Origin of the sequence: Rhodococcus sp. NPDC019647, from assembly GCF_044389235.1 — a bacterium.
GTDB classification, from domain to species: domain Bacteria; phylum Actinomycetota; class Actinomycetes; order Mycobacteriales; family Mycobacteriaceae; genus Rhodococcus_F; species Rhodococcus_F oxybenzonivorans.
In genome coordinates, this window is sequence record NZ_JBIRXS010000001.1 from 245,841 (window position 1) to 270,460 (window position 24,620).

The 24,620-nt window shown below is 65.8% G+C and carries 27 protein-coding genes; 21 read left to right on the top strand and 6 right to left on the bottom strand.

The genetic code is table 11. The features are described 5' to 3' along the window. Window positions 1–8: 8 nt before the first annotated feature. The 8 genes from trmD (at window position 9) to ACH49N_RS01250 (ending at window position 7,618) form a co-directional block, all read left to right on the top strand. Entirely contained in the window at window positions 9–701 is a 693-nt protein-coding gene (gene trmD, locus ACH49N_RS01215) for a tRNA (guanosine(37)-N1)-methyltransferase TrmD (protein WP_159926142.1), read from the top strand. Window positions 702–849: 148 nt separating this feature from the next. Then, entirely contained in the window at window positions 850–3,165 is a 2,316-nt protein-coding gene (locus tag ACH49N_RS01220; RefSeq protein ID WP_358270510.1) for a Tex family protein, read from the top strand. 121 nt (window positions 3,166–3,286) lie between these two features. Beyond that, a complete protein-coding gene (locus ACH49N_RS01225) occupies window positions 3,287–4,192 on the top strand; it encodes a hypothetical protein (protein WP_159927606.1) in 906 nt (301 codons plus the stop codon). A gap of 94 nt (window positions 4,193–4,286) precedes the next feature. Then, complete coding sequence (gene rplS / locus ACH49N_RS01230) at window positions 4,287–4,628, top strand: 50S ribosomal protein L19 (protein ID WP_072687550.1); 342 nt, start codon at window positions 4,287–4,289, stop codon at window positions 4,626–4,628. Window positions 4,629–4,709: 81 nt separating this feature from the next. Further along, a complete protein-coding gene (lepB, locus tag ACH49N_RS01235; RefSeq protein WP_109330959.1) occupies window positions 4,710–5,489 on the top strand; it encodes a signal peptidase I in 780 nt (259 codons plus the stop codon). Then, the gene (locus ACH49N_RS01240; protein WP_109330957.1) at window positions 5,486–6,166 is read left to right on the top strand and encodes a ribonuclease HII; all 681 of its coding nucleotides are present in this window, start codon (window positions 5,486–5,488) and stop codon (window positions 6,164–6,166) included. Before lepB ends, ACH49N_RS01240 begins: the two co-directional genes overlap by 4 nt. A 59-nt stretch (window positions 6,167–6,225) precedes the next feature. Further along, window positions 6,226–6,543, top strand: a complete 318-nt coding sequence (locus ACH49N_RS01245) for a DUF2469 domain-containing protein (RefSeq protein ID WP_005240496.1) — start codon at window positions 6,226–6,228, stop codon at window positions 6,541–6,543. Window positions 6,544–6,568: 25 nt separating this feature from the next. Then, window positions 6,569–7,618, top strand: a complete 1,050-nt coding sequence (locus ACH49N_RS01250; protein ID WP_358270508.1) for a patatin-like phospholipase family protein — start codon at window positions 6,569–6,571, stop codon at window positions 7,616–7,618. Here ACH49N_RS01250 and ACH49N_RS01255 read toward each other — a convergent pair. After that, window positions 7,615–7,989 carry a hypothetical protein gene (locus ACH49N_RS01255; RefSeq protein ID WP_109330953.1) on the bottom strand — a complete coding sequence of 125 codons (375 nt, stop codon included), beginning with the start codon at window positions 7,987–7,989 and terminating at the stop codon, window positions 7,615–7,617. The genes ACH49N_RS01250 and ACH49N_RS01255 overlap by 4 nt on opposite strands. A gap of 298 nt (window positions 7,990–8,287) precedes the next feature. On the opposite strand from ACH49N_RS01255, the gene ACH49N_RS01260 reads away from it, so the two are divergent. The 4 genes from ACH49N_RS01260 (at window position 8,288) to ACH49N_RS01275 (ending at window position 12,454) form a co-directional block, all read left to right on the top strand. Then, a complete protein-coding gene (locus ACH49N_RS01260) occupies window positions 8,288–8,644 on the top strand; it encodes a YraN family protein (protein WP_250764426.1) in 357 nt (118 codons plus the stop codon). Next, the gene (locus ACH49N_RS01265) at window positions 8,644–10,152 is read left to right on the top strand and encodes a YifB family Mg chelatase-like AAA ATPase (protein WP_159926148.1); all 1,509 of its coding nucleotides are present in this window, start codon (window positions 8,644–8,646) and stop codon (window positions 10,150–10,152) included. Before ACH49N_RS01260 ends, ACH49N_RS01265 begins: the two co-directional genes overlap by 1 nt. Continuing rightward, window positions 10,149–11,327 carry a DNA-processing protein DprA gene (gene dprA / locus ACH49N_RS01270; protein WP_358270506.1) on the top strand — a complete coding sequence of 393 codons (1,179 nt, stop codon included), beginning with the start codon at window positions 10,149–10,151 and terminating at the stop codon, window positions 11,325–11,327. Before ACH49N_RS01265 ends, dprA begins: the two co-directional genes overlap by 4 nt. A gap of 347 nt (window positions 11,328–11,674) precedes the next feature. Further along, window positions 11,675–12,454: a siderophore-interacting protein gene (locus ACH49N_RS01275; RefSeq protein WP_358270504.1), complete on the top strand. Its 780-nt coding sequence runs from the start codon at window positions 11,675–11,677 to the stop codon at window positions 12,452–12,454. 15 nt (window positions 12,455–12,469) lie between these two features. Here the strand turns inward: ACH49N_RS01275 and ACH49N_RS01280 are convergent, their stop codons facing one another. Next, window positions 12,470–13,639, bottom strand: a complete 1,170-nt coding sequence (locus ACH49N_RS01280) for a multidrug effflux MFS transporter (protein WP_358270755.1) — start codon at window positions 13,637–13,639, stop codon at window positions 12,470–12,472. 85 nt (window positions 13,640–13,724) lie between these two features. On the opposite strand from ACH49N_RS01280, the gene ACH49N_RS01285 reads away from it, so the two are divergent. Continuing rightward, window positions 13,725–14,651, top strand: coding sequence for a tyrosine recombinase XerC (locus ACH49N_RS01285; RefSeq protein WP_358270502.1), 927 nt, complete (start codon window positions 13,725–13,727; stop codon window positions 14,649–14,651). 75 nt (window positions 14,652–14,726) lie between these two features. Continuing rightward, on the top strand, window positions 14,727–15,800 hold the full coding sequence (locus ACH49N_RS01290) for a MinD/ParA family protein (RefSeq protein ID WP_358270500.1): 1,074 nt from the start codon (window positions 14,727–14,729) through the stop codon (window positions 15,798–15,800). A gap of 9 nt (window positions 15,801–15,809) precedes the next feature. On the opposite strand, the gene ACH49N_RS01295 is transcribed toward ACH49N_RS01290, so the two are convergent. After that, a complete protein-coding gene (locus tag ACH49N_RS01295; RefSeq protein WP_397504405.1) occupies window positions 15,810–16,334 on the bottom strand; it encodes a M23 family metallopeptidase in 525 nt (174 codons plus the stop codon). Between the two features lie 334 nt (window positions 16,335–16,668). On the opposite strand from ACH49N_RS01295, the gene rpsB reads away from it, so the two are divergent. The 6 genes from rpsB to ACH49N_RS01325 all read left to right on the top strand — a co-directional run bounded on the left by rpsB (window position 16,669) and on the right by ACH49N_RS01325 (window position 21,642). After that, window positions 16,669–17,532: a 30S ribosomal protein S2 gene (gene rpsB / locus ACH49N_RS01300; RefSeq protein ID WP_159926156.1), complete on the top strand. Its 864-nt coding sequence runs from the start codon at window positions 16,669–16,671 to the stop codon at window positions 17,530–17,532. A gap of 113 nt (window positions 17,533–17,645) precedes the next feature. Continuing rightward, complete coding sequence (gene tsf, locus ACH49N_RS01305) at window positions 17,646–18,473, top strand: translation elongation factor Ts (protein WP_109330921.1); 828 nt, start codon at window positions 17,646–17,648, stop codon at window positions 18,471–18,473. A gap of 173 nt (window positions 18,474–18,646) precedes the next feature. After that, window positions 18,647–19,375, top strand: coding sequence for a UMP kinase (gene pyrH, locus ACH49N_RS01310; RefSeq protein WP_109330919.1), 729 nt, complete (start codon window positions 18,647–18,649; stop codon window positions 19,373–19,375). 33 nt (window positions 19,376–19,408) lie between these two features. After that, window positions 19,409–19,966 (top strand): ribosome recycling factor, encoded by a 558-nt coding sequence (frr, locus tag ACH49N_RS01315; RefSeq protein WP_109330917.1) that lies wholly within the window; start codon window positions 19,409–19,411, stop codon window positions 19,964–19,966. Window positions 19,967–19,994: 28 nt separating this feature from the next. Then, complete coding sequence (locus tag ACH49N_RS01320) at window positions 19,995–20,924, top strand: phosphatidate cytidylyltransferase (RefSeq protein ID WP_374432504.1); 930 nt, start codon at window positions 19,995–19,997, stop codon at window positions 20,922–20,924. Between the two features lie 10 nt (window positions 20,925–20,934). Beyond that, the gene (locus ACH49N_RS01325) at window positions 20,935–21,642 is read left to right on the top strand and encodes a class I SAM-dependent methyltransferase (protein WP_358270497.1); all 708 of its coding nucleotides are present in this window, start codon (window positions 20,935–20,937) and stop codon (window positions 21,640–21,642) included. Between the two features lie 3 nt (window positions 21,643–21,645). On the opposite strand, the gene ACH49N_RS01330 is transcribed toward ACH49N_RS01325, so the two are convergent. After that, entirely contained in the window at window positions 21,646–22,500 is an 855-nt protein-coding gene (locus tag ACH49N_RS01330; protein ID WP_358270495.1) for an aldolase/citrate lyase family protein, read from the bottom strand. Between the two features lie 83 nt (window positions 22,501–22,583). Further along, window positions 22,584–22,997 carry a lipopolysaccharide assembly protein LapA domain-containing protein gene (locus tag ACH49N_RS01335; protein ID WP_358270493.1) on the bottom strand — a complete coding sequence of 138 codons (414 nt, stop codon included), beginning with the start codon at window positions 22,995–22,997 and terminating at the stop codon, window positions 22,584–22,586. Window positions 22,998–23,111: 114 nt separating this feature from the next. Here ACH49N_RS01335 and rlmN point away from each other — a divergent pair, with 114 nt between their 5' ends. After that, window positions 23,112–24,221, top strand: coding sequence for a 23S rRNA (adenine(2503)-C(2))-methyltransferase RlmN (gene rlmN / locus ACH49N_RS01340; protein WP_109330913.1), 1,110 nt, complete (start codon window positions 23,112–23,114; stop codon window positions 24,219–24,221). A gap of 85 nt (window positions 24,222–24,306) precedes the next feature. On the opposite strand, the gene ACH49N_RS01345 is transcribed toward rlmN, so the two are convergent. Further along, window positions 24,307–24,576 carry a DUF2631 domain-containing protein gene (locus ACH49N_RS01345; RefSeq protein WP_201453466.1) on the bottom strand — a complete coding sequence of 90 codons (270 nt, stop codon included), beginning with the start codon at window positions 24,574–24,576 and terminating at the stop codon, window positions 24,307–24,309. Between the last annotated feature and the right edge of the window lie 44 nt (window positions 24,577–24,620).

The window sequence follows — 24,620 nt, forward strand, 5'->3', positions numbered from 1 at the left end:
CGGTAACCATGCGTCTCGACGTGGTCACCATCTTCCCGGAGTATCTCGAGCCCCTTCGCGCTGCCCTGCTCGGCAAGGCGATCGACAAGGGACTCCTCTCGGTAGACGTGCACGATCTGAGGAACTGGACGCACGACGTCCACAAAGCTGTCGACGACTCGCCCTACGGCGGTGGCCCCGGAATGGTCATGAAACCCAGTGTGTGGGGACCGGCCCTGGATGACGTCCTCGCCAGGGGCGGCGACGACGCCGACACACTTCTGGTGGTCCCCACACCGGCGGGCGTCCCCTTCACCCAGGCGACGGCGGAACGCTGGGCAGGGGAGCGCCACATCGTTTTCGCCTGTGGGCGATATGAAGGCATAGACCAACGAGTCATCGACGACGCTGCCCGGCGCGTGCGGGTCGAAGAAGTCAGCATCGGCGACTACGTCCTCATCGGGGGTGAGGCGGCAGTGCTCGTCATGGTCGAGGCCTTCGTTCGGCTGATTCCCGGTGTCCTGGGCAATCAGCAGTCACACCAGGAAGATTCGTTCAGCGACGGACTCCTCGAAGGCCCGAGCTACACCCGGCCTGCCACGTGGCGAGGACTCGACGTCCCACCGGTGCTCTTGTCGGGTGACCACGCCAAGATCGCGCAGTGGCGCCACGAGCAATCGTTGCAGCGCACCGCGGAGCGCCGGCCGGACCTGTTGCCCTGAGTCGGCCCAGCGGCTGTCCCCGGTCGTCGATGCCCGCGCACCGGATCTGCTCGCGGGGGGCGACGGTCCGCACGAAACGCCGCTTTTGCGCTCCCGACCGCCTCACCGCCGACGAGGGTGTCCCCGGGTAGCGGTAGGGTCCATTTTTGTGACTCTGAAGACCGTGAACCAACGCATTGCCGAGGAGCTCGACGTCCGGGAGGGACAGGTCGCGGCCGCTGTGGACCTCCTCGACGGCGGGGCCACCGTTCCCTTCATTGCCCGTTACCGCAAGGAAGTCACCGGAACCCTCGACGACGCTCAGCTTCGCCAGCTCGAAGAACGGCTCCGCTACCTGCGTGAGCTCGACGAACGGCGCGCCGCGGTACTCGAATCGATCGAATCGCAGGGCAAGCTCGACGACCAGTTGCGCGGACAGATTATGACGGCCGAGACCAAGGCCCGGCTCGAAGACATCTATCTGCCGTTCAAGCCGAAGCGGCGCACCAAGGCGCAGATCGCCCGCGAGGCGGGTCACGAGCCTGTCGCCGATGCGCTGATCACCGATCCCGCTACCGACCCCGCGTCTTACACGGCCGAGCAACTCGAGGGTGCGCGAGCGATTCTCGTCGAGCGTTTCGCCGAGGACGCCGACCTGGTGGGCGATCTGCGCGAGCTGATGTGGACGCGCGGGAAGCTGGTTTCCGTCGTCCGCAAGGGCAAAGAGACAGAAGGCGCGAAGTTCGCCGACTACTTCGAGTTCTCCGAGCCGTTCACCACCCTCCCCTCGCACCGAATCCTTGCCGTGCTGCGTGGTGAGAAAGAAGAAGTACTGACGCTCACGCTGGCACCGGACAGGGACGAGCCGGTTCCCGGTGAACCGACCGTCTACGAGGGCCGAATCGCAAGCAGGTTCGGGATCGCCGACCGCGGCCGGCCGGCCGACAAGTGGTTGCTCGACACGGTGCGGTGGGCGTGGAAGACGAAGCTGCTCGTCACGCTGGGCATCGACGTCCGGATGAGGTTGCGTCAGTCGGCAGAGAAGGACGCTGTCGACGTCTTTGCCAACAATCTCCGCGACCTGCTGCTCGCGGCGCCGGCAGGCACCCGCGCCACGATGGGTCTCGACCCGGGTTTCCGTACCGGAACGAAGGTGGCCGTCGTCGACGCGACCGGCAAGGTAGTTGCGCACGACACCATCTACCCTCACCAGCCCCACAACAAGTGGGACGCCGCGCTCGCCACCCTCGCCGACCTGGTGACTCGCCACGGCGTGGAGTTGATCGCTATCGGAAACGGCACCGCCTCGCGTGAGACCGACGCGCTCGCCACCGAACTGATCGCGAAGTCCGGTGCCACCAACCTCACCAAGATCGTGGTGTCCGAGGCCGGCGCGTCGGTGTACTCGGCATCCGCGTACGCGTCGCAGGAACTGCCTGACCTCGACGTCTCCATCCGCGGCGCCGTGTCGATCGCCCGTCGACTGCAGGACCCCCTGGCGGAGCTGGTGAAGATCGACCCCAAGTCGATCGGTGTCGGGCAGTACCAGCACGACATTTCGGAGACGCTGCTCGCCCGGTCCCTCGGCGCTGTAGTCGAGGACGCGGTGAACGCGGTCGGTGTCGATGTGAACACGGCGTCCGTGCCGTTGTTGTCCCGCGTGTCCGGTATCGCAGGCTCCCTGGCCGAGAGCATAGTTGCGCACCGGGACCAGAATGGCCCGTTCCGGAGCCGCAAGGGACTCAAGGATGTCGCTCGACTCGGGCCCAAGGCGTTCGAACAGTGCGCCGGCTTCCTCCGCATCCCCAACGGCGACGATCCGCTCGATGCGTCCAGCGTGCACCCGGAGGCGTACCCGGTGGTGCGCAAGATCGTCGGCGCCAGCGGCAGCGGTGTGCGCGACGTCATCGGCAACACGGCGGTTCTCCGCCGCCTCAATCCCGCAGACTTCGTCGACGACCGCTTCGGACTGCCCACGGTCACCGACATCATCAGTGAGCTGGAGAAGCCCGGGCGCGACCCGAGGCCGGAGTTCAAGACGGCGACGTTCGCCGCGGGCATCGAAAAAGTGGCGCACCTGAAGCCCGGGATGACGCTCGAAGGCGTGGTCACCAACGTGGCAGCGTTCGGCGCCTTCGTCGACATCGGCGTGCACCAGGACGGCCTCGTCCATGTCTCTGCCATGTCTCACAACTTCGTGAAGGACCCGCGCGACGTCGTGAAGTCGGGTGATGTGGTGAAGGTGAAGGTGCTCGAGGTGGACGAGGCGCGCCAGCGCATCGGGCTGACTCTGCGGCTCGACGACGAGGTGGGCGCGGCGGCGCGCAAAAGCGAGGGCCAGCGCGGCGGGGGACAACGGCAGGATCGCCGCGGGGGCGGTAAGCCCCAGCAGGGTGGCCGCGAACGCGGCGGTCGGGACGCGCGCCCGGCCCCCGCCGGTGGTTCGATGGCGGATGCTTTGCGGAAGGCAGGCTTCGGCAAGTAATCAGCACCGCGTCTCATCAGCACCGTGTCTCATCAGCACCGTGTCTCATCAGCACCGTGTCGGGCACGAGCATTCGCTTTTCGATGGAGTGACCAGTTCTTTGCTGGGATAGTGGATGTCCATGTACGAATGGCTGGATCGGGAGATCGTCGGGCACGGGCGCCTGCCCCTGCTCTTCTTCCTGCTGGGCTTTCTCGGGGCCTTCCTGTTCATTCGACTGAGCGTCCGGATGATCCGCGCGGAGGTGTCGTGGTGGCCGGGGAATGTCAAGCCCGGCGGGCACCATGTGCACCACGTCGTGTTCGGTGTAGTCACCATGCTGATCTCGGGTGTCGCGCTCGTCGCCGTCTACGTGGACGGGACACAGACCACTGGCGCGGTGCTCGCCACCTTCTTCGGAATCGGCGCCGCACTGGTGCTCGACGAGTTCGCACTGATCTTCTATCTGCAGGACGTGTATTGGGCCGACGAGGGGAGGGCGTCGGTGGACGCCGTCTTCGTGGCGATCGCCGTCACAGGCCTGCTGCTGCTCGGACTCAGACCGCTCGAGTTGATGGACGTCACCAGTTTCCGTGACTCACCCGATCCGTGGGTTCGGGTGGCGATCGGCGTGCTTTCCGTGGTCAATCTGCTCATCGCCGGCGTGGTGCTGCTCAAAGGGAAGATCTGGACCGGGCTGCTGGGTCTGTTCATTTTTCCGATCCTGCTAGTGGGTGCGATCCGGTTGAGCAGGCCGAGCGCGCCGTGGGCCCGCTGGCGATACACCAGCAAGCCCAAGCGAATGCTTCGCGCGCTCGAGCGCGAACGGAAATTGCGCCGGCCGGTGATCCGGGCCAAGATATTCGTGCAGGACTTCATCGCGGGGACTCCGAGCGCCGAGCACGTGAAGGAGGCTGCCGAGCACGCCAAGGTGGCCGCGGAGGCGGAACTCGACGAGGTGGTGCATCCGGCGCCCCCGCCGATTTCGTCTCGCGCGGTCGCGTCTGGCACAATGGACGGGTTGCCTGGACCAGGCAGCATTACGTGAACTGGGCACGAACCAGACGAGCAACGGCGTTTCACGAACGTCCGGGTGCCGCTCGGTTCCTCTGCTCCTGCGAATACGCAAGGATGGAACACCGATGAACACGCTCGATTTCCTGGACAAGAAGTCCCTCCGCGACGACATCCCCGACTTCCGTCCCGGTGACACCCTGAACGTGCACGTCAAGGTCATCGAAGGCTCGAAGGAGCGTGTGCAGGTCTTCAAGGGTGTCGTCATTCGCCGCCAGGGCGGCGGCGTCCGCGAGACCTTCACCGTCCGCAAGGTGTCCTTCGGCGTCGGCGTCGAGCGCACCTTCCCCGTGCACAGCCCCAACCTGGCCCAGATCGAGGTCGTCACCCGCGGTGACGTCCGTCGCGCCAAGCTGTACTACCTCCGCGATCTCCGTGGCAAGGCTGCCAAGATCAAGGAAAAGCGCTGAGCTTTCCCAGAAGCCCGGCACTGCGTTCGCGCAGTGCCGGGCTAATCTGATTTCGTGACAGATTCTTCGAAGGAGCGGGCATTGTCGTCGGAATCCGATACCACCGGCGATCCCGCGGTCGCATCCGCCCCTGCAGGTGCGACAAAGCCGGAGAAGAAGCCCCGCTCTTTCCTGCGCGAGTTGCCGATCCTCATTCTGGTCGCGCTCGTGCTGAGTTTTCTTCTGCAGACCTTTATCGCCCGCGTCTATCTCATCCCGTCGGAGTCGATGGAACCCACCCTTCACGGATGTGCCGGGTGCACCGGCGACCGCATCGTCGTCGAAAAGGTCGGTTACCACTTCGGTGAACCTCAGCCGGGTGACGTCATCGTTTTTCGTGGTCCCGACTCCTGGTCGCAGGATTTCGTCTCCATTCGTTCCTCGAATGTGGTGGTTCGCGGCGCCCAGGAACTCGGTTCATTGGTCGGCCTCGTGCCGCCGGACGAGAACGACCTGGTCAAGCGAGTAATTGCCACCGGCGGCCAAACCGTCGAATGCTGCGACGAACAGGGACGCATCCTCGTCGACGGCAAACCCCTCGACGAGCCGTACGTCGTGACGGACTTCCCGTTCGTGCCCGGTTCGCAGGCCTGCGACACCGCGCTGAAATCGGCGCGCTGCTTCGGTCCGGTTACCGTCCCGGAGGGGCACGTGTGGGTGATGGGTGACAACCGCAGCAATTCGGCGGACTCGCGGTATCACGTCGGCGACGACATGCAGGGCACCATTCCGCTCGACAACGTCATCGGCAAGGCGGTCGTCATCGCATTGCCACCGTCGCGGATGGGCACCATCAGCTCCCCCGATATTCAGGGCAAGTGACTTCCTGGCCGCCACGTATCGTCATCCGCAGGTCGGCTGGTTTGCGGACGATGGAATCGGCCCTCATTCGTAGCGGGCTGGGGCCGGTGGCGGGCGTGGACGAGGCAGGCAGGGGAGCATGTGCGGGTCCACTCGTCGTAGCGGCCTGCGTCCTGGCCCCCAAGCCCTATCCCGCCCTGGCTCGGCTCGACGACTCCAAGAAGCTCACCGAGCGGACGCGTGAGGAGCTCTACCCGGCTATCACCCGGCTTGCCCTGGCATGGAGTGTCGTGTCTATTTCGGCCGAGGAGGTCGACCGCATCGGAGTACACGTGGCCAACATCGAGGGCATGCGTCGGGCGGTTGCCGGGTTGTCCACCACGCCGGGTTACGTCCTCACCGACGGTTTCCGCGTGCCGGGCATCCCCGCTCCCTCCTTGCCGGTCATCGGTGGTGACGGCGCGGCGGCATGCATCGCGGCCGCGAGCATCCTGGCGAAGGTCACCCGCGACCGCGTCATGGTGGAGATGGACGACGAGTATCCGGGTTACGGGTTCGCGATCCACAAAGGCTATTGCACATCCGCACACACGAGCGCGCTCGAGGCGTTGGGCCCCTGTCGCGAGCACCGCCGGTCGTGGGCGAACGTCGCCGCGGTACGGAACCGAGTGCAGGGCACCGCGGCACCGAGTGGATAACCGTTCGGAAAGTGCGAGATGATGACTATTCACACCAGAGCAGGAGGACTCCGAGACCGATGAGTGCCGAGGATCTCGAGAAGTACGAAACCGAGATGGAGCTGTCGCTCTACCGCGAGTACCGGGACATCGTCGGTCAGTTTTCTTATGTCGTGGAGACCGAGCGCCGGTTCTATCTGGCCAACTCGGTGGAGTTGCTGCCGCACAACGCGGACGGTGAAATCTACTTCGAGCTGCGCATGTCCGACGCGTGGGTCTGGGACATGTATCGGCCCGCGCGGTTCGTGAAGTATGTCCGGGTCATCACCTTCAAGGATGTGAACATCGAGGAACTGGACAAACCCGACCTGCGGCTGCCCGACAACGGGTTGTCCTGAGGTTTCGTCCACGTACGATCAGCCGATGGCCGAACAGAGGCGCGTTGCGCTCGCTCTGGGCAGCGGGGGAGCGCGCGGTTATGCGCACATTGGAGCGATTCAGGTGCTCGAGGAGCACGGTTTCGAGATCGTCGGGATTGCGGGGTCGTCCATGGGCGCTCTTGTCGGGGGTGTGTACGCGGCCGGAAAGCTCGACGACTTCACGCGCTGGGCGTTGAGCCTGACTCAGCTCGATGTGATGCGCCTGCTGGATCTGTCGGTCTCGGCTCCCGGTGCCATTCGCGCGGAGAGAATTCTCCACAGAGTTCGTGAGGTTCTGGGCGAGGTCCGGATCGAGGACCTTCCTATTCCGTATACCGCGGTCGCGACCGATCTGGCAGCGGGACGATCGGTGTGGTTCCAGCGGGGGCCTGTCGACGCCGCGATCCGAGCATCGATCGCCATCCCCGGAGTTATCACGCCCTCCGTGCTCAATGGTCGCGTACTTGCCGACGGCGGGGTGCTCGATCCGTTGCCGTTGGCCCCCCTCGTGGCTGCGGGGCCGGCGCTCAGAATCGCGGTCAGTCTGGGTGCCGACGACAGGGAAAATCGGTCTCAAGCTCCCGAGAACGCGAGCGCGGACTCGCGACCTGTCGACGAGTGGCTCGCGAGGTTCCGCCGCAGTACTGCGCAGCTCCGTGAACTGGATATCGTGCGATCGGTCGTCGGCCGATTCGGTACTGCCCATACCGAGCTCGATTCGCTGGACGACACGGTCGAGATGCCGGGTGGGGACAGCGTGAATGCGGACGGGGCGATGGCTGTTCCCAAGTTCAGCCGATTCGCAGTGATGAACCGCTCGCTGGACATGATGCAGGCAACACTGGCCCGATACCAGCTCGCTGCGTACCCACCGGACGTCCTCGTCCGCATTCCGCGCACCGCATGTCGCAGTCTCGACTTCCATCGCGCGGCGGAGATGATCGAACTGGGTCGCGCCCGCACCGAAAGTGCCCTTGCTGATGCCGGACTGACTCCCACGGTCGAGGACTCTGCCGGCGTCACCGGATCGGACACCGGTATGTCGGGGACCTAACCCCGCTCCGAACCGAGGTCGTACGTCGAGCCGTCTCGGCGAGTCACCCGCAGAGCGAGGATGCCGTGGGCGTTCATCAGGCGGCACACGTCGTCGCGATCGTCGTAGAAGACGCTCACCCGTAGCTCCCGGCACTTGTCGAGTTTCAGTTCGGGTGCTTGGCGCGGATGGTCGAACCTGACCTCGTACACCGGTATGGCGGTACTGAATCCCAGTGTGCGGACGTCGCGTTCGACGGTGCCTGCGGTGCGATCCCCGACGGCGGAGATGATGACCACGTCGTGGCCGGCCGACCGATGCATGTCGGCGAGCTCGCGAAAATACTCGGGATAGTGGCTGATGACCTGCCAATAGTCGAATCCGACCACCATGGCGCCGACTCTCCTTCTCGTTCTCCGGTGCACGTTCTTTCGTCCAGCATTCCGCCCGGTGCGGTCGGCCGCCAGCGAAGTTCGAATCGTGATGTATTTTCCGAGCTTGACACGATTGACCAGCGGTTCGAGTGCTGATCCGAGGCGTAGATCGCCTAGTTGTCCACAACCTGTGGTTGCTCCACAGGTCAATCTTTTCGACCAGCTCGCAGGGCCCCGCACGATTCGCCCTGCGGCACAGTGAGGCAGGGGCGCGGTCCGCATCGGTGGACCGCCGGGGGAGTCGACGGAGGCTGCGATGGCGCACAATCTTGCGCTCGGCGCACATGGGGAAGATCTGGCGGCCCGGTATCTCACCGATGCGGGTATGGAGATCGTCGACCGCAACTGGCGGTCGCGGTACGGGGAGGTCGATCTCATTGCAGCAGAGGGTGACTGGCTCGTATTCGTCGAGGTGAAGACACGCCGCGGTCTCGGTTTCGGTAGCCCGGCCGAGGCGGTGACGTTCTCCAAGCAGCGAAGGATCCGATTGCTGGCGGTGGAATGGCTGCGCGACTCGGGCCGGCACTGGTCCCGGGTGCGGTTCGATGTCGTTGCGATCATGGTGAACCGTGCCGGGGAACCACAGATCGAGCATGTCCGGGACGCGTTTTGATGGCGCTGGGGCGCGCGCATTCGGTAGCGGTGACGGGGGTGGACGGTCAACTGGTGGAAATCGAGGCGGACATCGGACGCGGTCTTCCGGCCGTGCACCTCGTGGGACTGCCGGACACGGCGCTACAGGAGGCGCGCGACCGAATTCGCGCCGCCGTGACCAATTCGGGCGAACAGTGGCCGGATTCGAAGGTCATCCTGGCCTTGTCGCCGGCGACCTTGCCGAAAGTCGGGTCCGTATACGACCTCGCATTGGTGGCGGCGGTGCTCGATGCGGCCAAGCAGGTCAAGCGGGATCGGCTCCGTGAGACGGTGTTGCTCGGCGAACTCGCGCTCGACGGCCGGCTTCGTGCGGTGCGCGGTGTGCTCCCTGCGGTTCTCGCGGCCAAGAACGCGGGATGGTCGACGGTCGTGGTACCCGTGCAGACCTTGCCCGAGGCCGGACTCGTCAGCGGGATCGAGGTCCTGGGCGCGCGTGATCTGCGGTCCGCTGTCGCATGGATGCGCGGCGAGTACGAACTCGAGTATCCCGAACCGACGGAGCGTCTGATTCAGCCTGTGCGCGGTGACCTCAGCGAGGTGGTCGGTCAAGCGGAGGCGCGCTGGGCCATCGAAGTTGCTGCGGCGGGTGCGCACCACCTCATGCTCACCGGTCCACCCGGAGTCGGCAAAACGATGCTGGCACAGCGGCTTCCGGGCATACTGCCACCGCTGACCGAAGACGAGTCGCTCGAGGTGACCGCGATTCACTCGGTGGCGGGCCTGCTGCCACCGGATAGGCCGCTGATCGACGTCCCACCCTTCATCGCGCCACACCACACGGCTACGGTCAGCGCTCTCGTCGGCGGGGGCAGTGGCGTCGCGAGGCCGGGCGCCGTGAGCCGTGCACACCGGGGCGTGCTGTTTCTCGACGAATTCGCCGAAATCGGCACCAAGGTACTCGAGGCCCTTCGTACGCCCCTGGAGGACGGCGAGGTGCGGATCGCCCGCCGGGACGGTGTGGCGCGCTACCCCGCTCGTTTCCAGTTGATCCTCGCCGCGAACCCGTGTCCGTGTGCCCCGGCCCGTGAGGCCGACTGCATCTGCGCTCCGACGGCGAGGCGGCGGTATCTGGGGAAATTGTCGGGGCCGCTCCTCGATCGTGTTGACCTGCGTGTGCGGATGCAGGCGGTGGCGACCGGCGCGTTCATCGACGAGATCGGTGAGAGCACCGAGAACGTCCGCCGGCGGGTGGCCGATGCCCGCGCCGCGGCCGGGGAGCGCTGGTACGACCACGGTTGGCGTACCAACGCGGAGGTGCCGGGGCCGGCTCTGCGCCAGAAGTTCCGCTTGTCCCGGCCCGCACTTGCACCGGTGGAGCGTGCGCTGCAGAAGGGAATGATCACCGCGCGTGGCGCCGATCGGGCACTGCGGGTGGCATGGACGGTAGGCGATCTGGCCGGTCTCGCGATGCCCGGACCGGAGCAAGTGGTGACTGCCTTGGGATTTCGTGATCGGAGTTTTCAATGACTGTGGAGATCCGCGGCGGTACCGACAATCGGCCGGATGCGCACGATCCGCGCCGATTGGCCTGGGCCTATCTGTCGAAGGTGGTGCAAGGTCCGTGCCCGGCGCTGTCGCGACTCGTCGACGAGGTGGGACCGGAGGAGGCCGCACGCGCGGTACGTGAACGGGATCTGTCGGAGTTGCTGGGGGAGAGGACTGTTGCGCGGGCGCACGTAGATACTGCTGCCCACGACCTCGATCTGGTGACCGGGATGGGTGGTCGGCTCATCACTCCCGACGACGATGAGTGGCCACGGTGGCGGCTACTCGGGTTCGACACTCTGTCGGCGTCGCGGGAGGACGGCGCGCCGTTTGCGCTGTGGGTGCTGGGTTCACGTTCGCTGACCGAGCTGACTGAACGTGCGATCTCTGTTGTGGGCACCCGCGCGGCGAGTGGCTACGGCGAACACGTCACTGCAGAGCTGGCGGGTGACCTCGCCGTCGACGGTTGGACCATTGTGTCGGGGGCGGCGTTCGGGATCGATGGCGCCGCGCATCGGGCGGCGTTGGGTGTCGGTGGTCTGACCGTGGCGGTGCTGGCATGCGGAGTGGACCGGGCGTATCCGGCCGGTCATGCCCGCTTGTTGCGCCAGATCGCGCAGAACGGCGCGGTGATCAGTGAGTATCCGCCGGGGACGACACCGGCGAAGTACCGGTTCCTTGCCAGGAACCGGCTTGTGGCGAGCTTGTCCGACGGTGTCGTCGTGGTGGAGGCAGGGTGGCGCAGTGGCGCCCGGAACACGGCGAGTTGGGCGCGCAAGCTCGGGCGCCCGGTGATGGCGGTGCCGGGGCCGGTGACGTCGGTGTCCTCGACAGGGTGCAATCGCATGATCCGGGAGGGGGAGGCTCGTCTGGTGGCGAATGCGGTGGATGTGGTCGACGAGGCAGGTCCGATCGGGTTGCGTGCGGGAGTCGATGGTGATGTCGAACGCGATCTCGATGCCGTGCGTGCTCTCGACGGACTGTCGGGGGATGCGTTGCTGGTGTACGAGGCGTTGCCGGCGCTCGGTGCCAGCGGAGTGCGAGAGCTGTCGGAGGCCTCCGGCATCGCGGTCGAGAAGGTGCGGGCGGTGCTGCCGATGCTCGAAATGGAAGGTTTCGTGGACTCCGGCGACACGGGGTGGTCGCGGCAGGGATGAAGATGATCGGCGCTTCGTTCGGTGACGTGAAGCGCGAGTCGAAGCACCCGATCGGCTACGAGCTGAGGTACAACTTTCGTAGTGCGCACCTCCCAATCGCAGACGAACCGGCAAGGTTCGGGATCACGCAAAGGAGTGAGACATGGGATCAGCGGGTGATCTGTGGCGGAACTTCGTCGCACACGTGTTGAGCTTGTTGATTGCGTCCGGCTCGTAGAGCCGAAAGCGGTGGGGTCCGATCCTCTTCAAAACGGGTCGGAGTCCCGCTGTGCGAGGCCGTTGGTTACCCCTCCTGTACCGTAGTTAGGTAAGACTAACTAACTTGATGTGTAGTGGAGAGGTGACGTATGGCCAAGCCGAGTGCCACATTGACCGTTCGCCGGACCGAGTGGCTGACCCCCCACATGGTTCGCGTTTTCCTGGGTGACCCGGGATTCGACAGCTTTGTGCCCAACGCATTCACCGACGCCTACGCGAAGCTCGAGTTCGGCCCCAGCGAACGGCCCACGCTCCGCACGTACACGATCCGCTCGGTGAACTCTGTCGAGCGCGAGATCGCCATCGACTTCGTGGTCCACGGCGACGCCGGCGTCGCAGGGCCGTGGGCGGCAGCCGCTACCGCGGGCGACACCGTGCGGCTTCGGGGTCCCGGCGGCGCCTTCGCTCCGAACAGCGCGGCCGACTGGTACTTGTTCGCCGGCGACGAGACCGCGATCCCCGCCATTTCGGCGTCGGTCGAGAAGCTCGACGCGGCGGCGAAGGGGTACGTCTTCCTCGAGGTGGCAGGACCGGAAGACGAGGTCGGCTTCGACGCACCGGGAGGGGTCGACGTAGCGTGGATACACCGCGGTGACACAGCAGACCGAATCGGTGACGACGCGTCCGGAGACGGCGCGCCCCTTATCGAGGCGGTGAAGAACGCCGACTGGTTGTCCGGCAATCCGCAGGTCTTCATCCACGGCGAAGCCCAGGCCGTCATGCACAATCTGCGGTCCTATGTGCGACACGAGCGCGGAGTGCCGGCCTCCTCCGCATCGATCTCCGGCTACTGGCGTCGCGGGCGCACCGAGGAAGGCTTCCGCGTGTGGAAGTCCGAACTCGCCGCCAGCGAGGGCGCCGCGCGCTGATCTCCGCGGCGGACGTTACGCAGTGTGCGTCCGCCGCGTCAGCAGCACGAGCGCGAGCATCGCGACGACGCCCGAGAGCGGAATCGCGACAGCCATCGGGACCGCGCTGTCGGGGCCGGCGACTCCGACCAGAGGGGAGACGAGTGCCGCCAACCCGAACTGGCCGGCACCCAACAGGGCGGAACCAGTTCCCGATGCCTCGGTCACCTCACCTTGAGCAAGCGCGGTCGCATTGCCCATGACCAAGCCGAGGCTCGCGACCGAGACGAACAACGGAACCAGGATCATCCACCACGACGGGGCATCGATCGTTGTCGCGGCGATGAGCAGTACCGCGCCGCCGACAAGCAGCACCGTGACCCCGAACCCGAGCAGCCGACGGGCGCGGAAAGTGCCGAGCAGGCGCGTGTTCGCGATCGCGGCAATCACCATGCCCGAAGCATTGATCGCAAACACGACGGAGAACTGGCCGGGGCTGAGCCCGAGCACGTTCTGAAGGACGAAGGGTGAAGCGGAAATATAGGCGAAGAGTGCGCCGAATCCGAAGATGAACGTCAACGCATAGCCGAGATACACGCGGTTGCCGACCACATACCGGAGATTCCGGACGAGAGCCGCGAGACCGCCTCCGTGCCTCTTCTCGACAGGGAGTGTTTCCGGCACGAGCGTAAGCACGCCGAGCATCATCACCAGTCCCGCGCCGGCGAGCACCCAGAAGATTCCCCGCCAGCCGACCGGTCCCAGCAGCGCTCCTCCGATCAGCGGAGCGATAACGGGCGCGACCCCGCCGATGATCATCATGATGCTGAAGAGCCGCGCGGCGTTGTCGCCGCGGGCGCGGTCCGCTATGCAGGCACGTGCGAGCACGATCGCGGCGCCACCGCTGAGGCCCTGGAAAAGTCGTGCCGCGATGAGAGTCTCGACGCTCGGTGCCAGAGCACACACCATCGCTGCGATCGTCGTGACTACCGTGGCCGCGAGGAGAAGTCGTCGTCGACCCAGACCATCCGACAGTGGACCCACCACCAATTGGCCGATGCCGAGCCCGGCCATGAAGGTGGTGAGTGTGAGTTGAACACTGGGCGCCGACGTGTGCAGGCTCTCCGCCATGACGGGTAGTCCGGGGAGATACATGTCGGTGGCCAGCGGGGCGATCGCCGACAGTAATGCCAGCACACACAACATGGGAATGGAGATCGTTCGCTGCACGAATGAACTCTACCGGCGCGGCCGCTTGACTCGTCGTCCCCGCACGGCGACTCTTGCCACCATGAGTACCGCCTTGCCGCCGCATCTCGAGACGGTACTCGACGAGTACGCGCGGCATCTCGGGCTCGAACGCGGGCGCTCCCCGCACACGGTGAAGGCGTACCTCGCGGACGCGAGATCGCTGATGCACCACTGGCTGTCGACAGCCAGTGGCGCACAACTCGCGGAATTGGACATCCGGGTGCTGCGCTCCTGGCTGGCCGGCCAGTCCGCTGCGGGAGTCGCGCGCACGACACTCGCTCGGCGGACGTCGTCCGTGCGAAACTTCACAGCCTGGTTGTTACGTACGAGGCGAATCCCGCTCGATCCGGGCGCCAGGCTGGGCGCGGCGAAAGCGCACCGGACGTTGCCGGCGGTTCTGCGACAGTCGCAGGCCGCCGACGCCATGGACGCCGCAGAAACGGGTGCGAGGGAGCAGGACCCTCTTGCCCTGCGTGATCGCCTCATCGTCGAAATGCTCTACGCCACGGGTATTCGGGTCGGTGAACTGTGCGGGCTGGACCTCGGCTCGGTGGATCGCGAGCGGCGGCTGCTGCGTGTGATCGGCAAGGGCGACAAGGAAAGGTCCGTGCCGTACGGCAAGCCGGCGGCCGAGGCGGTGGACGTCTGGCTGCATATCGGCCGTCCGGCTCTGGCGACCGAGGCGTCCGGGCAGGCATTGCTGCTCGGGAAGCGCGGGAGGCGGCTGAATCAACGTCAGGCGCGGACAGCCGTTCACGAGGTTCTGTCCGCCGTACCCGGTGCCCCCGACCTCGGTCCGCACGGTCTCCGGCACACTGCGGCAACGCATCTGCTCGAAGGTGGAGCCGATTTGCGCGTGGTTCAGGAACTGCTCGGTCACGCGAGCCTGGCCACTACTCAGCTGTATACGCATGTGTCCGTGGCGAGGTTGCGCGCCGTGCACGATCAGGCGCATCCCCGCGCCTGAGCCCATTTGGTAGCGTCGCCCCACGAATCTGCAGTTTTTCTGCACTATCCCGGGGGAATCGTGGACCGCGAAAACGTGACAGGGCCGCAGCCGGCGTGGCTGAACGACGGCGGCGAAGCACCGAGGGGGACCGCGGCTACGGATCCGTGGGGGCAACAGTCGTGGGACGAACACCCTCCGGCGACGAGCCAGCATCAGATCAGCAACCAGGACCTGGTGGCGGATGCCCTGCTCAGGCGGCCGCGACGTGCCCCTGCCCGCGGGTGGCGGCGGGGTCTGCACCGGCTGACGGGCGGAACGCTGAATCCGGGGGAGTCCGCGGGGGAAGCGCGCGACGCCGCACTCCTCGCCCGTATTCGGCAACCGATTCAGGGGGATTATCGGATAGCGTTCCTGTCCCTCAAGGGCGGTGTCGGCAAGACGACGACCACCATCGGACTGGGCTCGACCTTCGCGTCCTTGCGTGGAGACTGCGTCATCGCTGTCGACGCAAACCCCGACTTCGGGACGCTGGCGCAGCGGGTACCTCTTCAGACCCATTCGACGGTCCGCGATCTCATTGCGGCAGAGTCGACGATCCGCCGCTATTCGGATGTCCGCGCGCACACGTCGCAGGCGCCGAGTCGGCTCGAGGTGCTCGCGAGCGAACAGGACCCGGCCATCTCCGAGGCCTTCAGCGAGGACGACTACCGCCGCGTGATCGACATCCTGCAGGTGTACTACAACATCATCTTGACGGACTGTGGCACGGGCATCATGCACTCTGCGATGAACGGCGTTCTGCAACTGGCAAATTCGTTGGTTCTGGTCAGCTCGCCCGCGATCGACGGAGCGCGGAGCGCGGCGGCCACTCTCGACTGGCTGGGGCATCACGGTTACGGTCACCTCGTCTCCCGCACCGTCGTGGTGATCAGTGCCGCCAGGCCTGGGTCGTCCGGAATCGATATGACGGAGCTGGCCAATCACTTCCTGCAGCGCTGCCGGGCTGTGAAGGTGGTGCCTTTCGACGAGCATCTCGCCGAGGGGTCGGTCGTCGATCTCGACCTCGTGCGACCGCAGACACGTCAGGCATTCGTGGAACTGGCGGCGATGGTGGCCGACGACTTCCCCGAGTCGGCTGGCCGGCACGCCGTCGCGGAATGGCGGTAAGTCCCCGGATCACCGCGGAACGACGGGTCTGAGCCGTATCGGTGCCACCCGGACCAGACCCAGCGGGTCGAGATAGACGTGGTCGCGGCGAAGGCCCCAGTGCAGGCACGCGGCGACGGGCGCGATGCAGCCCGGGTGCCCGGGTTCGAGCGTGCCGAGCACGGTTCCCCTGCCTACCCGGAGACCGGCGGTGACGCGGGCGGTGACCGGTTCGTACGTGGTGCGTAGCCCACCGAGGTGGTCGACGGACACGACGGGTTTGCCGGCCACCGTGCCGGCGAATACCACTACCCCTTCCCCTGCAGAGAGCACCGCTTGATCGGGCACGCCGCCCAGATCGACGCCGCGGTGACCGGGAAGCCAGTCGTGCTCCGGATTGTCGAATACCCGGACGACGCGTGGTCGTGGGTGGAGTGGCCAATCGAACTCCGCGGTGGGAGCCGCGTCCGCGGGCGTGGCGGCGAGGACCGAGGCGCACAGCATGGTGGCGACGGCGACTGCCGACACCAGCGTCCGAAGGGTTGCACCGATCATCGTCACGGCTCGAACCATGCCGCAGTCCGGGGACCCGAACCCGGCGCCCGGGGAATCTGTGGACAGGTCCGGGTCGATCCACAGATGCGCGGGCACCCCTTGCGCGACGGGCGCGTGTGTGCCCGGGAGAGACGGCGCGGTTAGGGCGAACGCCGCCGAGGCCGTACACTGATCGAGCGGTCTGTGCTCGCACAGTCCGACTTCGCGCGCCCGCGCAGGTTATCGGCCATCGGCTGGTCTCGCATCTCGGTGTGAGTTCCGGTGGTCACGGGCGTCAGGGCACAGCATCACCGGTGCTGTGCATCAACCGGCAATGAAAGAGAGATACACAGCCATGGCTGTTGTAACAATGAAGCAGCTGCTCGACAGCGGCACGCACTTCGGTCACCAGACCCGTCGCTGGAACCCGAAGATGAAGCGATTCATCTTCACCGACCGCAACGGCATCTACATCATCGACTTGCAGCAGACGCTGACGTACATCGACAAGGCGTACGAATTCGTCAAGGAGACCGTTGCCCACGGCGGCACCGTTCTCTTCGTCGGCACCAAGAAGCAGGCCCAGGAGTCCATTGCGGCCGAGGCCACTCGCGTCGGGATGCCCTACGTCAACCAGCGTTGGCTCGGCGGCATGCTCACCAACTTCACCACCGTCCACAAGCGTCTGCTCCGCCTCAAGGAACTCGAGTCGATGGAGCAGAGCGGTGGCTTCGAGGGACGCACCAAGAAGGAAATCCTCATGCTCACGCGTGAGATGACCAAGCTGGATCGCACCCTCGGCGGTATCCGCGACATGGCCAAGGTTCCTTCCGCGGTGTGGGTCGTCGACACCAACAAGGAGCACCTGGCGGTTGCCGAGGCCCGCAAGCTCAACATCCCGGTCATCGCGATCCTGGACACGAACTGCGACCCCGACCTCGTCGACTACCCGATCCCGGGTAACGACGACGCCATCCGCAGTGCCGCGCTCCTCACCAAGGTCGTCGCTTCCGCAGTGGCCGAGGGTGTGCAGGCCCGTGCCGGACTGAGCGCCGACAAGGACGCGAAGCCCGAGGCCGGCGCCGGTGAGCCCCTCGCCGAGTGGGAGCAGGAACTGCTGTCCCAGGCGACCCCCGCGGACGAGGCCGCTGCCGCTCCGGCAGCAGAGGCGCCCGCAGCCGAAGCTCCCGCAGAAGAGGCACCGGCCACCGAGGCCTGATCCGATGACAACGGCCCTGACCAGAAGCTCGAGTGGTCAGGGCCGTTTCACGGTCTGCACCGAGTACTACCCTGACTTACGTCCCGACAGACATATGAGGAGGCTCGCTCACCATGGCGAACTACACCGCCGCTGACGTCAAGCGGCTCCGCGAGCTGACCGGCTCCGGAATGATGGCCTGTAAGAACGCCCTCGCCGAGGCCGACGGCGACTTCGACAAGGCTGTCGAGCAGCTGCGCATCAAGGGTGCCAAGGATGTGGGTAAGCGTGCGGAGCGCACCACGGCCGAGGGCCTGGTCGTTGCCAAGGACGGCGTCCTGCTCGAGATCAACTGCGAGACGGACTTCGTCGCCAAGAACGAAGACTTCCTGAAGTTGGCCGAGTCGATCGTTTCGGTCGCCGCCGCGGAGAAGCCCGCCGACATCGACGCCCTCAAGGCGCTCGAGCTCGACGGCAAGACTGTCGACACCGTCGTGCAGGAACAGTCCGCGAAGATCGGTGAGAAGCTCGAACTGAGCAAGATCGCGTCCTTCGACGGGCCGGTTGCCGTCTATCTGCACAAGCGCAGTGCCGACTTGCCGCCCGCCGTCGGCGTTCTCGTCGAGTACACCGGCGAAGGCGACGCTGCGGCCGAGGCCGCTCGCGCCGCCGCCATGCAGGTTGCTGCGCTCAAGGCCAAGTACGTGACGCGCGACGAGGTCCCCGAGGACATCGTCGCCAACGAGCGCCACATCGCCGAAGAGACCGCCCGCGCGGAGGGTAAGCCCGAGCAGGCGCTGCCGAAGATCATCGAAGGCCGTGTCAACGGATACTTCAAGGACGTCGTGCTGACCGAGCAGTCCTCGGTTCAGGATTCCAAGAAGTCCGTGAAGGCGATCCTCGACGAGGCCGGCGTGACGATCAAGCGTTTCGTGCGCTTCGAGGTCGGTTCTTCGAGCTAGTCGTGTCAGTCGTATGACCCCGTCGGACGAGTGCGCTCGCCCGGCGGGGTCTACGTGTGCCGCCACTGCCTCGATGAGGCAGGATGAGGATGGCCGTCTGTAGGTGTCGAGCCGGCCCGTCGGTCCGCTCGGCTGTAGTGGAACCGACGAGTGCGGATGAACCGAGGAGAGCAATGTCCGAACCAGCCAGCGAACGTCCAGGATTTCATCGAGTCCTTCTCAAACTCGGTGGCGAAATGTTCGGTGGCGGGAAGGTCGGCCTGGACCCTGACGTGGTGACCAAGGTCGCCGAACAAATCGCCGGGGTCGTGCGGTCCGGCGTGCAGGTGGCGGTAGTGATAGGCGGCGGAAACTTCTTCCGCGGTGCCGAACTGCAGCAGCGAGGCCTCGACCGTGCTCGTTCCGACTACATGGGCATGCTCGGCACCGTGATGAATTGCCTTGCACTTCAGGATTTCCTGGAGAAGGAAGGCGTCGACAGCCGCGTGCAGACAGCGATCACCATGGGGCAGGTGGCCGAGCCGTACATTCCGCTGCGCGCGCAGCGTCATCTGGAGAAGGGTCGCGTCGTGATCTTCGGGGCGGGGATGGGAATGCCCTATTTCTCGACCGACACGACGGCTGCTCAGCGGGCTCTCGAGATCGGCGCCGAGGTGGTGCTGATGGCGAAGGCGGTCGACGGCGTATTCACGGCGGACCCCAACCTCGACCCCACCGCGACGATGTACACGCAGATCACCCACCGCGAGGTCATCGAACAGGGACTCAAGGTGGCCGATGCAACCGCATTCAGTCTCTGCATGGACAACGAAATGCCGATCATGGTGTTCAATCTGCTCACCGAGGGCAATATTGCCAGGGCAGTATCTGGTGAGAAGATCGGAACGCTCGTCAAGTCATGACGAATCGATGCAGAACGACATGGAGGAACAGCCGTGATTGATGAAGCTCTCTTCGAAGCCGAGGAGAAGATGGAGAAGGCTGTCACGGTGGCCAAGGATGACCTGGGTTCCATCCGGACGGGCCGGGCGAACCCTGGAATGTTCTCGCGGATCGGTATCGACTACTACGGTGCGTTCACCCCGATCACACAGCTGGCCAGCATCAACGTCCCGGAGGCGCGGCTCGTGGTGGTCAAGCCCTATGAGGCCTCTCAGCTCGGACCGATCGAGAACGCGATCCGTAACTCCGATCTGGGCGTCAACCCGTCCAACGACGGCAACCTGATCCGCATTTCCGTGCCGCAGCTCACGGAGGAACGCCGCCGTGAACTCGTGAAGCAGGCGAAGGCGAAGGGCGAGGACGCGAAAGTGTCGGTGCGCAACGTGCGCCGCAAGGCGATGGACGAACTGTCCCGCATCCAGAAGGACGGTGAAGCCGGCGAGGACGAGGTCGGGCGCGCCGAGAAGGAACTCGACAAGACGACTGCTCGTTACGTCGCGCAGATCGACGAGCTGGTGAAGCACAAGGAAGCCGAGTTGCTCGAGGTTTGAGCGCGGGACGAGGAGTGGATCGGGGACAGTGACCGTGCCAACAGAACACGGGACGCCAGGGGGGCCAACGTCTGAGGGCGAGCCTTCCGCGCAGTCGGAGGGAACGCGCCCCGCACAGTCGGAGGTGCCCCCGGCCACAGGATCGAAGGCGGGAAGGAATCTTCCCGCCGCGATCGCTGTCGGCGTAGGCCTCGGTGTCTCGCTGATCCTGATACTCGTGTACGTACCGCTGGTGTGGATCGGTGTCGTGTCCGTCGCGATGGCCGTGGCCACCTGGGAGGTCACCAAGCGGTTGCGGGAAGCGGACATCAGCGCTCCTCGGATACCGTTGCTCGTGGGCGGGCAAGCCGTACTGTGGCTGGGCTGGCCATTCGGCCCGGAGGGTGTGCTCAGCGCGTTCGCGGGAACCGCTCTGGTGTGCATGGTGTGGCGCCTGTTCGACCACGGACTCAAGGCGACCCCACGAAATTACCTGCGAGACACGGCGATCACCGTATTCGTGGCCGCGTGGATTCCCCTTCTGGCCTCGTTCGCGGTGCTGATGGTGTTGCAGGACGACGGGGCGGGCCGGGTGCTCTGCCTCATGATCGGAGTGGTCTGCTCCGACGTCGGTGGTTACGCCGCCGGAGTTCTCTTCGGTAAGCACCCGATGGTGCCGGCGATCAGCCCGAAGAAGTCGTGGGAAGGTTTCTTCGGTTCCCTGCTGTTCTGCGTGATCGGCAGTCTGCTTACGGTCACCCTCATCCTCGGCGAGAACCCGATGATCGGTGTACTGCTCGGCGTGGTTCTGGTGGTCACGGCCACGCTCGGTGACCTCATCGAATCCCAGGTGAAACGTGAACTGCGGATCAAGGACATGGGCACCCTGCTTCCCGGACACGGCGGAATCATGGACCGTCTCGATTCCCTGCTGCCGTCGGCGTTCGTGACGTGGCTGGTGCTCACGGTCCTCGTGTGACCGACCGGCCGTGACCATTCCCAGCCCCAACATCTGGCACTGGCCCGACACCTACGAGCTCGAGAACCGGGCGCAGGACGTCGACGGTGCGCTGTTCCGGCATCTACGGTCCGTACTGGACTGGGGAGGCAAGACCGTCGTCGACATCGGCTGCGGTTCCGGTTTTCATCTTCCGGTCTTCGCCGAAGCAGCGAGCACCGTGATCGGCGTCGAACCGCATCCGCCTCTACTCGACCTCGCCCGACAGCGGGTCTCCGGCCGGTCCCACGTGCGAATACTCGCCGGATCGGCCGAGCAGATTCCCCTCGAAGACTCGAGCGTCGACTTGGTGCACGCCCGAACCGCCTACTTCTTCGGCCCGGGATGCGGACCGGGAATACTCGAGGCGATGCGGGTGCTCCGACCGGGAGGAGCGCTCGCGGTCATCGATCTCGACGCGACGGCGGAGCCCTACGGTGCATGGATGCGTGCCGACATGCCGCACTACAGACCGGCCGCGGTCGAAGCCTTCTTCGCGGCGCAGGGGTTCGACCTGACCCGGGTTCAGACGCGGTGGCTCTTCCCGGATCGGGAGTCGCTGCGCCGAGTCCTGGGCATCGAGTTCACCCGGAGCACGGCGGCGAAAGCCTATGCGCAGACGCCCGGCCTGGCCGTCGACGTGCGCTACCGCGTGCACATTCGCCGAAAGCCGGCCGGGCTGGAAGTACCGCGCACTTAGTGATTACCGACGCGGCGCGATGTGGAACAGCTTCGCGAGCGCGTGAATCTTCTTCGCCTTCGCGAGTTTGGGCAGGTCACTACCATCGCGTACCCGCGATCCGTCTTCGCCGAGGTCGGCGATCACATCCATCGCCCACTCGGCTTCAGCGGGGGAGGGGCTGAGCGCATCATTCACGGACGCCGTCTGAGCGATGGTCATGCACAGCTTCCCGGTCATTCCCATCGACAGCGTGAGCGCCGACGCGCGCACCAGCGCCTCGACGTCCGAACCGAGGGTAGGCCCGTCGATCGGTGCGGCGATCCGGGCGGCGCGGCTCGCGATCGTCAGCCGTGCGCGCGGATAGGCCATGGCCAGCGGCGAATCGTCCATCCCCGTGTCGCGCCGGAAGTCGCCGCTACCGAAGGCGAGCCGGAAAGTCGCCTCGGCGCGAGCGATCTCCGGCGCAGCTTCCAGACCCATGGCGGATTCGACGAGAGCGAGCACCTTGGTCCCGGCGGGAAGGCGATCGGCGGTGGCGTCGACCTGCATTCCACTCTCGGTCTTGGCGAGCATGACGCCCTCGAGTCCTGGAACGTCGTTCAGTGCCGCGAGGTCGTCGGCCCAGAATGGGGTGGTCGCATCGTTGATGCGGACCCACGCCCGCCGATTCTCGCCGAGCCAGGCGACCACGTCGGCGCGCGCGCGAGGCTTACGGTCGGGGGTGACGGCGTCCTCGAGGTCGAGGATGACGGCGTCCGCGGCGCTCGCATGCGCCGCCTCGAAACCTTCGGGCTTGCCGGCGGGAACCAGCAGCCAGGATCGCGCCTGCTCGGCAGCGATGCGCGGTGCCACAGTCGTCTCCATGTCGGCCTTCACAGTCGTACCGTTCCGGTGATATCCACGACAACCATCATGCGCGGTCGGCGCCGACCCGATCCACTTGCGTAACTATTGTTCAGTCAGTAATTAGAGTTCAGGCGTTGCTGCCGGTTTGCCGCTCGCCGGATCTGGATGATCCGGACCCCCCCGGCGAGGGCCATGATCACGGCGCCGGCGATCGACGCCAGCAACAACGACACGCCGAGCGGAAGCGTGAACTCCCAGGCGAACAGTTCGAGTGTTGCGCTGTCGAGGTTCTGCAGGATGAACACGAGAAGCAGTACGAGAACGATGATTCCGATGACGAGGCCGGTCCAGGTCGCGCCCGCCCTGGTGTGTCTGATGCCCTTCTTCCGTGCGACGTCCGGATGCTGGGGTCCTGGGTGGGTGGTGTCCGGGTAGGGCGGATCGCCAGGCGTGGGCCCGCCGACTGGGCCACCGCCGGCCGGGACATCCGTAGGGGATTGCGAGGGGTCGTCCGGTGTTGTCGACATAACTCGATCTTCACCCACTCGGCGCGGTTCTGCACCCGCATCGGACGGCGGAATGGCGTCGATCACGTATCCGCGCGACATCGGCCGCCGAATCAATGGGACAATGGGAAAACTATGGCTGTCTCGCTCCCCCTCGTGTTCACCGCGCCCCGGCGCGGGATGCCGCCCCGGCATCTCGCGGACCTCGACTCCGCCGAACGCCGGAAGGTCGTCCAGGAACTGGGTCTGCCCGGTTTCCGTGCCGACCAGCTGGCCCGGCAGTACTACGCGCGCTTGGAGGCGGATCCGGAGAGGATGACCGATCTCCCGGCTGCGGTCCGGGAGCAGGTGGGGGCCGCCCTCTTCCCGACGCTGCTGACACCCGTCAAACATCTGGCGTGCGACGGTGGAGATACCCGGAAGACGCTGTGGAAGGCGAACGACGGAACACTTCTCGAGAGTGTTCTGATGCGATACCCCGACCGTGCGACCCTGTGTATCTCGAGTCAGGCCGGGTGCGGAATGGCGTGTCCGTTCTGCGCGACCGGCCAGGGCGGTCTGCAACGCAACCTGTCGACTGCCGAGATCGTCGACCAGGTGCGGGCCGCGGCCGCATCCCTGCGCGACGGTGAGGTTGCCGGAGGTCCGGGGCGCCTGTCGAATGTGGTGTTCATGGGTATGGGGGAGCCGCTCGCCAATTACAAGCGGGTCGTCGCGGCAGTGCGTCGTATCACTGCCCCGCCGCCCGAGGGCCTCGGGTTGTCGCAGCGTTCGGTGACGGTGTCGACGGTGGGACTGGCTCCCGCCATCCGCAAGCTCGCCGACGAGGACTTGAGCGTCACCCTCGCGGTGTCCTTGCACACACCCGACGACGAACTGCGCGACACCCTGGTGCCCGTCAACAACCGGTGGTCGGTAGCGGAGGTCCTCGATGCCGCCCGCTACTACGCGGACAAGTCGGGCAGACGCGTTTCGATCGAGTACGCCTTGATCCGGGACGTCAACGACCAGCCGTGGCGAGCGGACCTGCTGGGCAAGAAGCTGCGCAAGGCTCTCGGTCCCCTCGTGCACGTGAACCTCATCCCGCTCAACCCCACACCGGGCAGCGAATGGGATGCCAGCCCCAAGCCGGTGGAGAAGGAATTCGTTCGCCGCGTCATCGCGCAAGGTGTGTCCTGCACCGTGCGGGACACCCGGGGGCAGGAGATCGCCGCGGCGTGCGGCCAACTCGCCGCCGAAAACTGATTCGCCGCCACGAGTAGCGACAACAGGCACGCGAAAACCCCTCGCCGAGGACTTCGGTCGAGGGGTTTTCGTGGAAAGCGGGGGTTTACCGGGGCTTGCGCCGCTGGAGAATGTCGCGGACCAGCACGACGACCATGAGGCCTGCGCAGCCGACCAGCCACAGGTCCTCGACCCGGCCGGTGTGGTTACCGATGATCATCAGCAGCAGGAACAGCGCGAAAAACCAGCCGAGGAAGCGGAACGTCTTGGGCGCTTCACCACTCCAGCCCCATGCCGCCGACGGGACCTCGGCCGTATCGACGTGTGCGGCCACGACGGGGTCGCTGGACGAGGGCTCCAACTGGGTACCGGCCACGATCGATCCTCCTGCAGATTCGGTTGCGCTACTCGCCATATCGT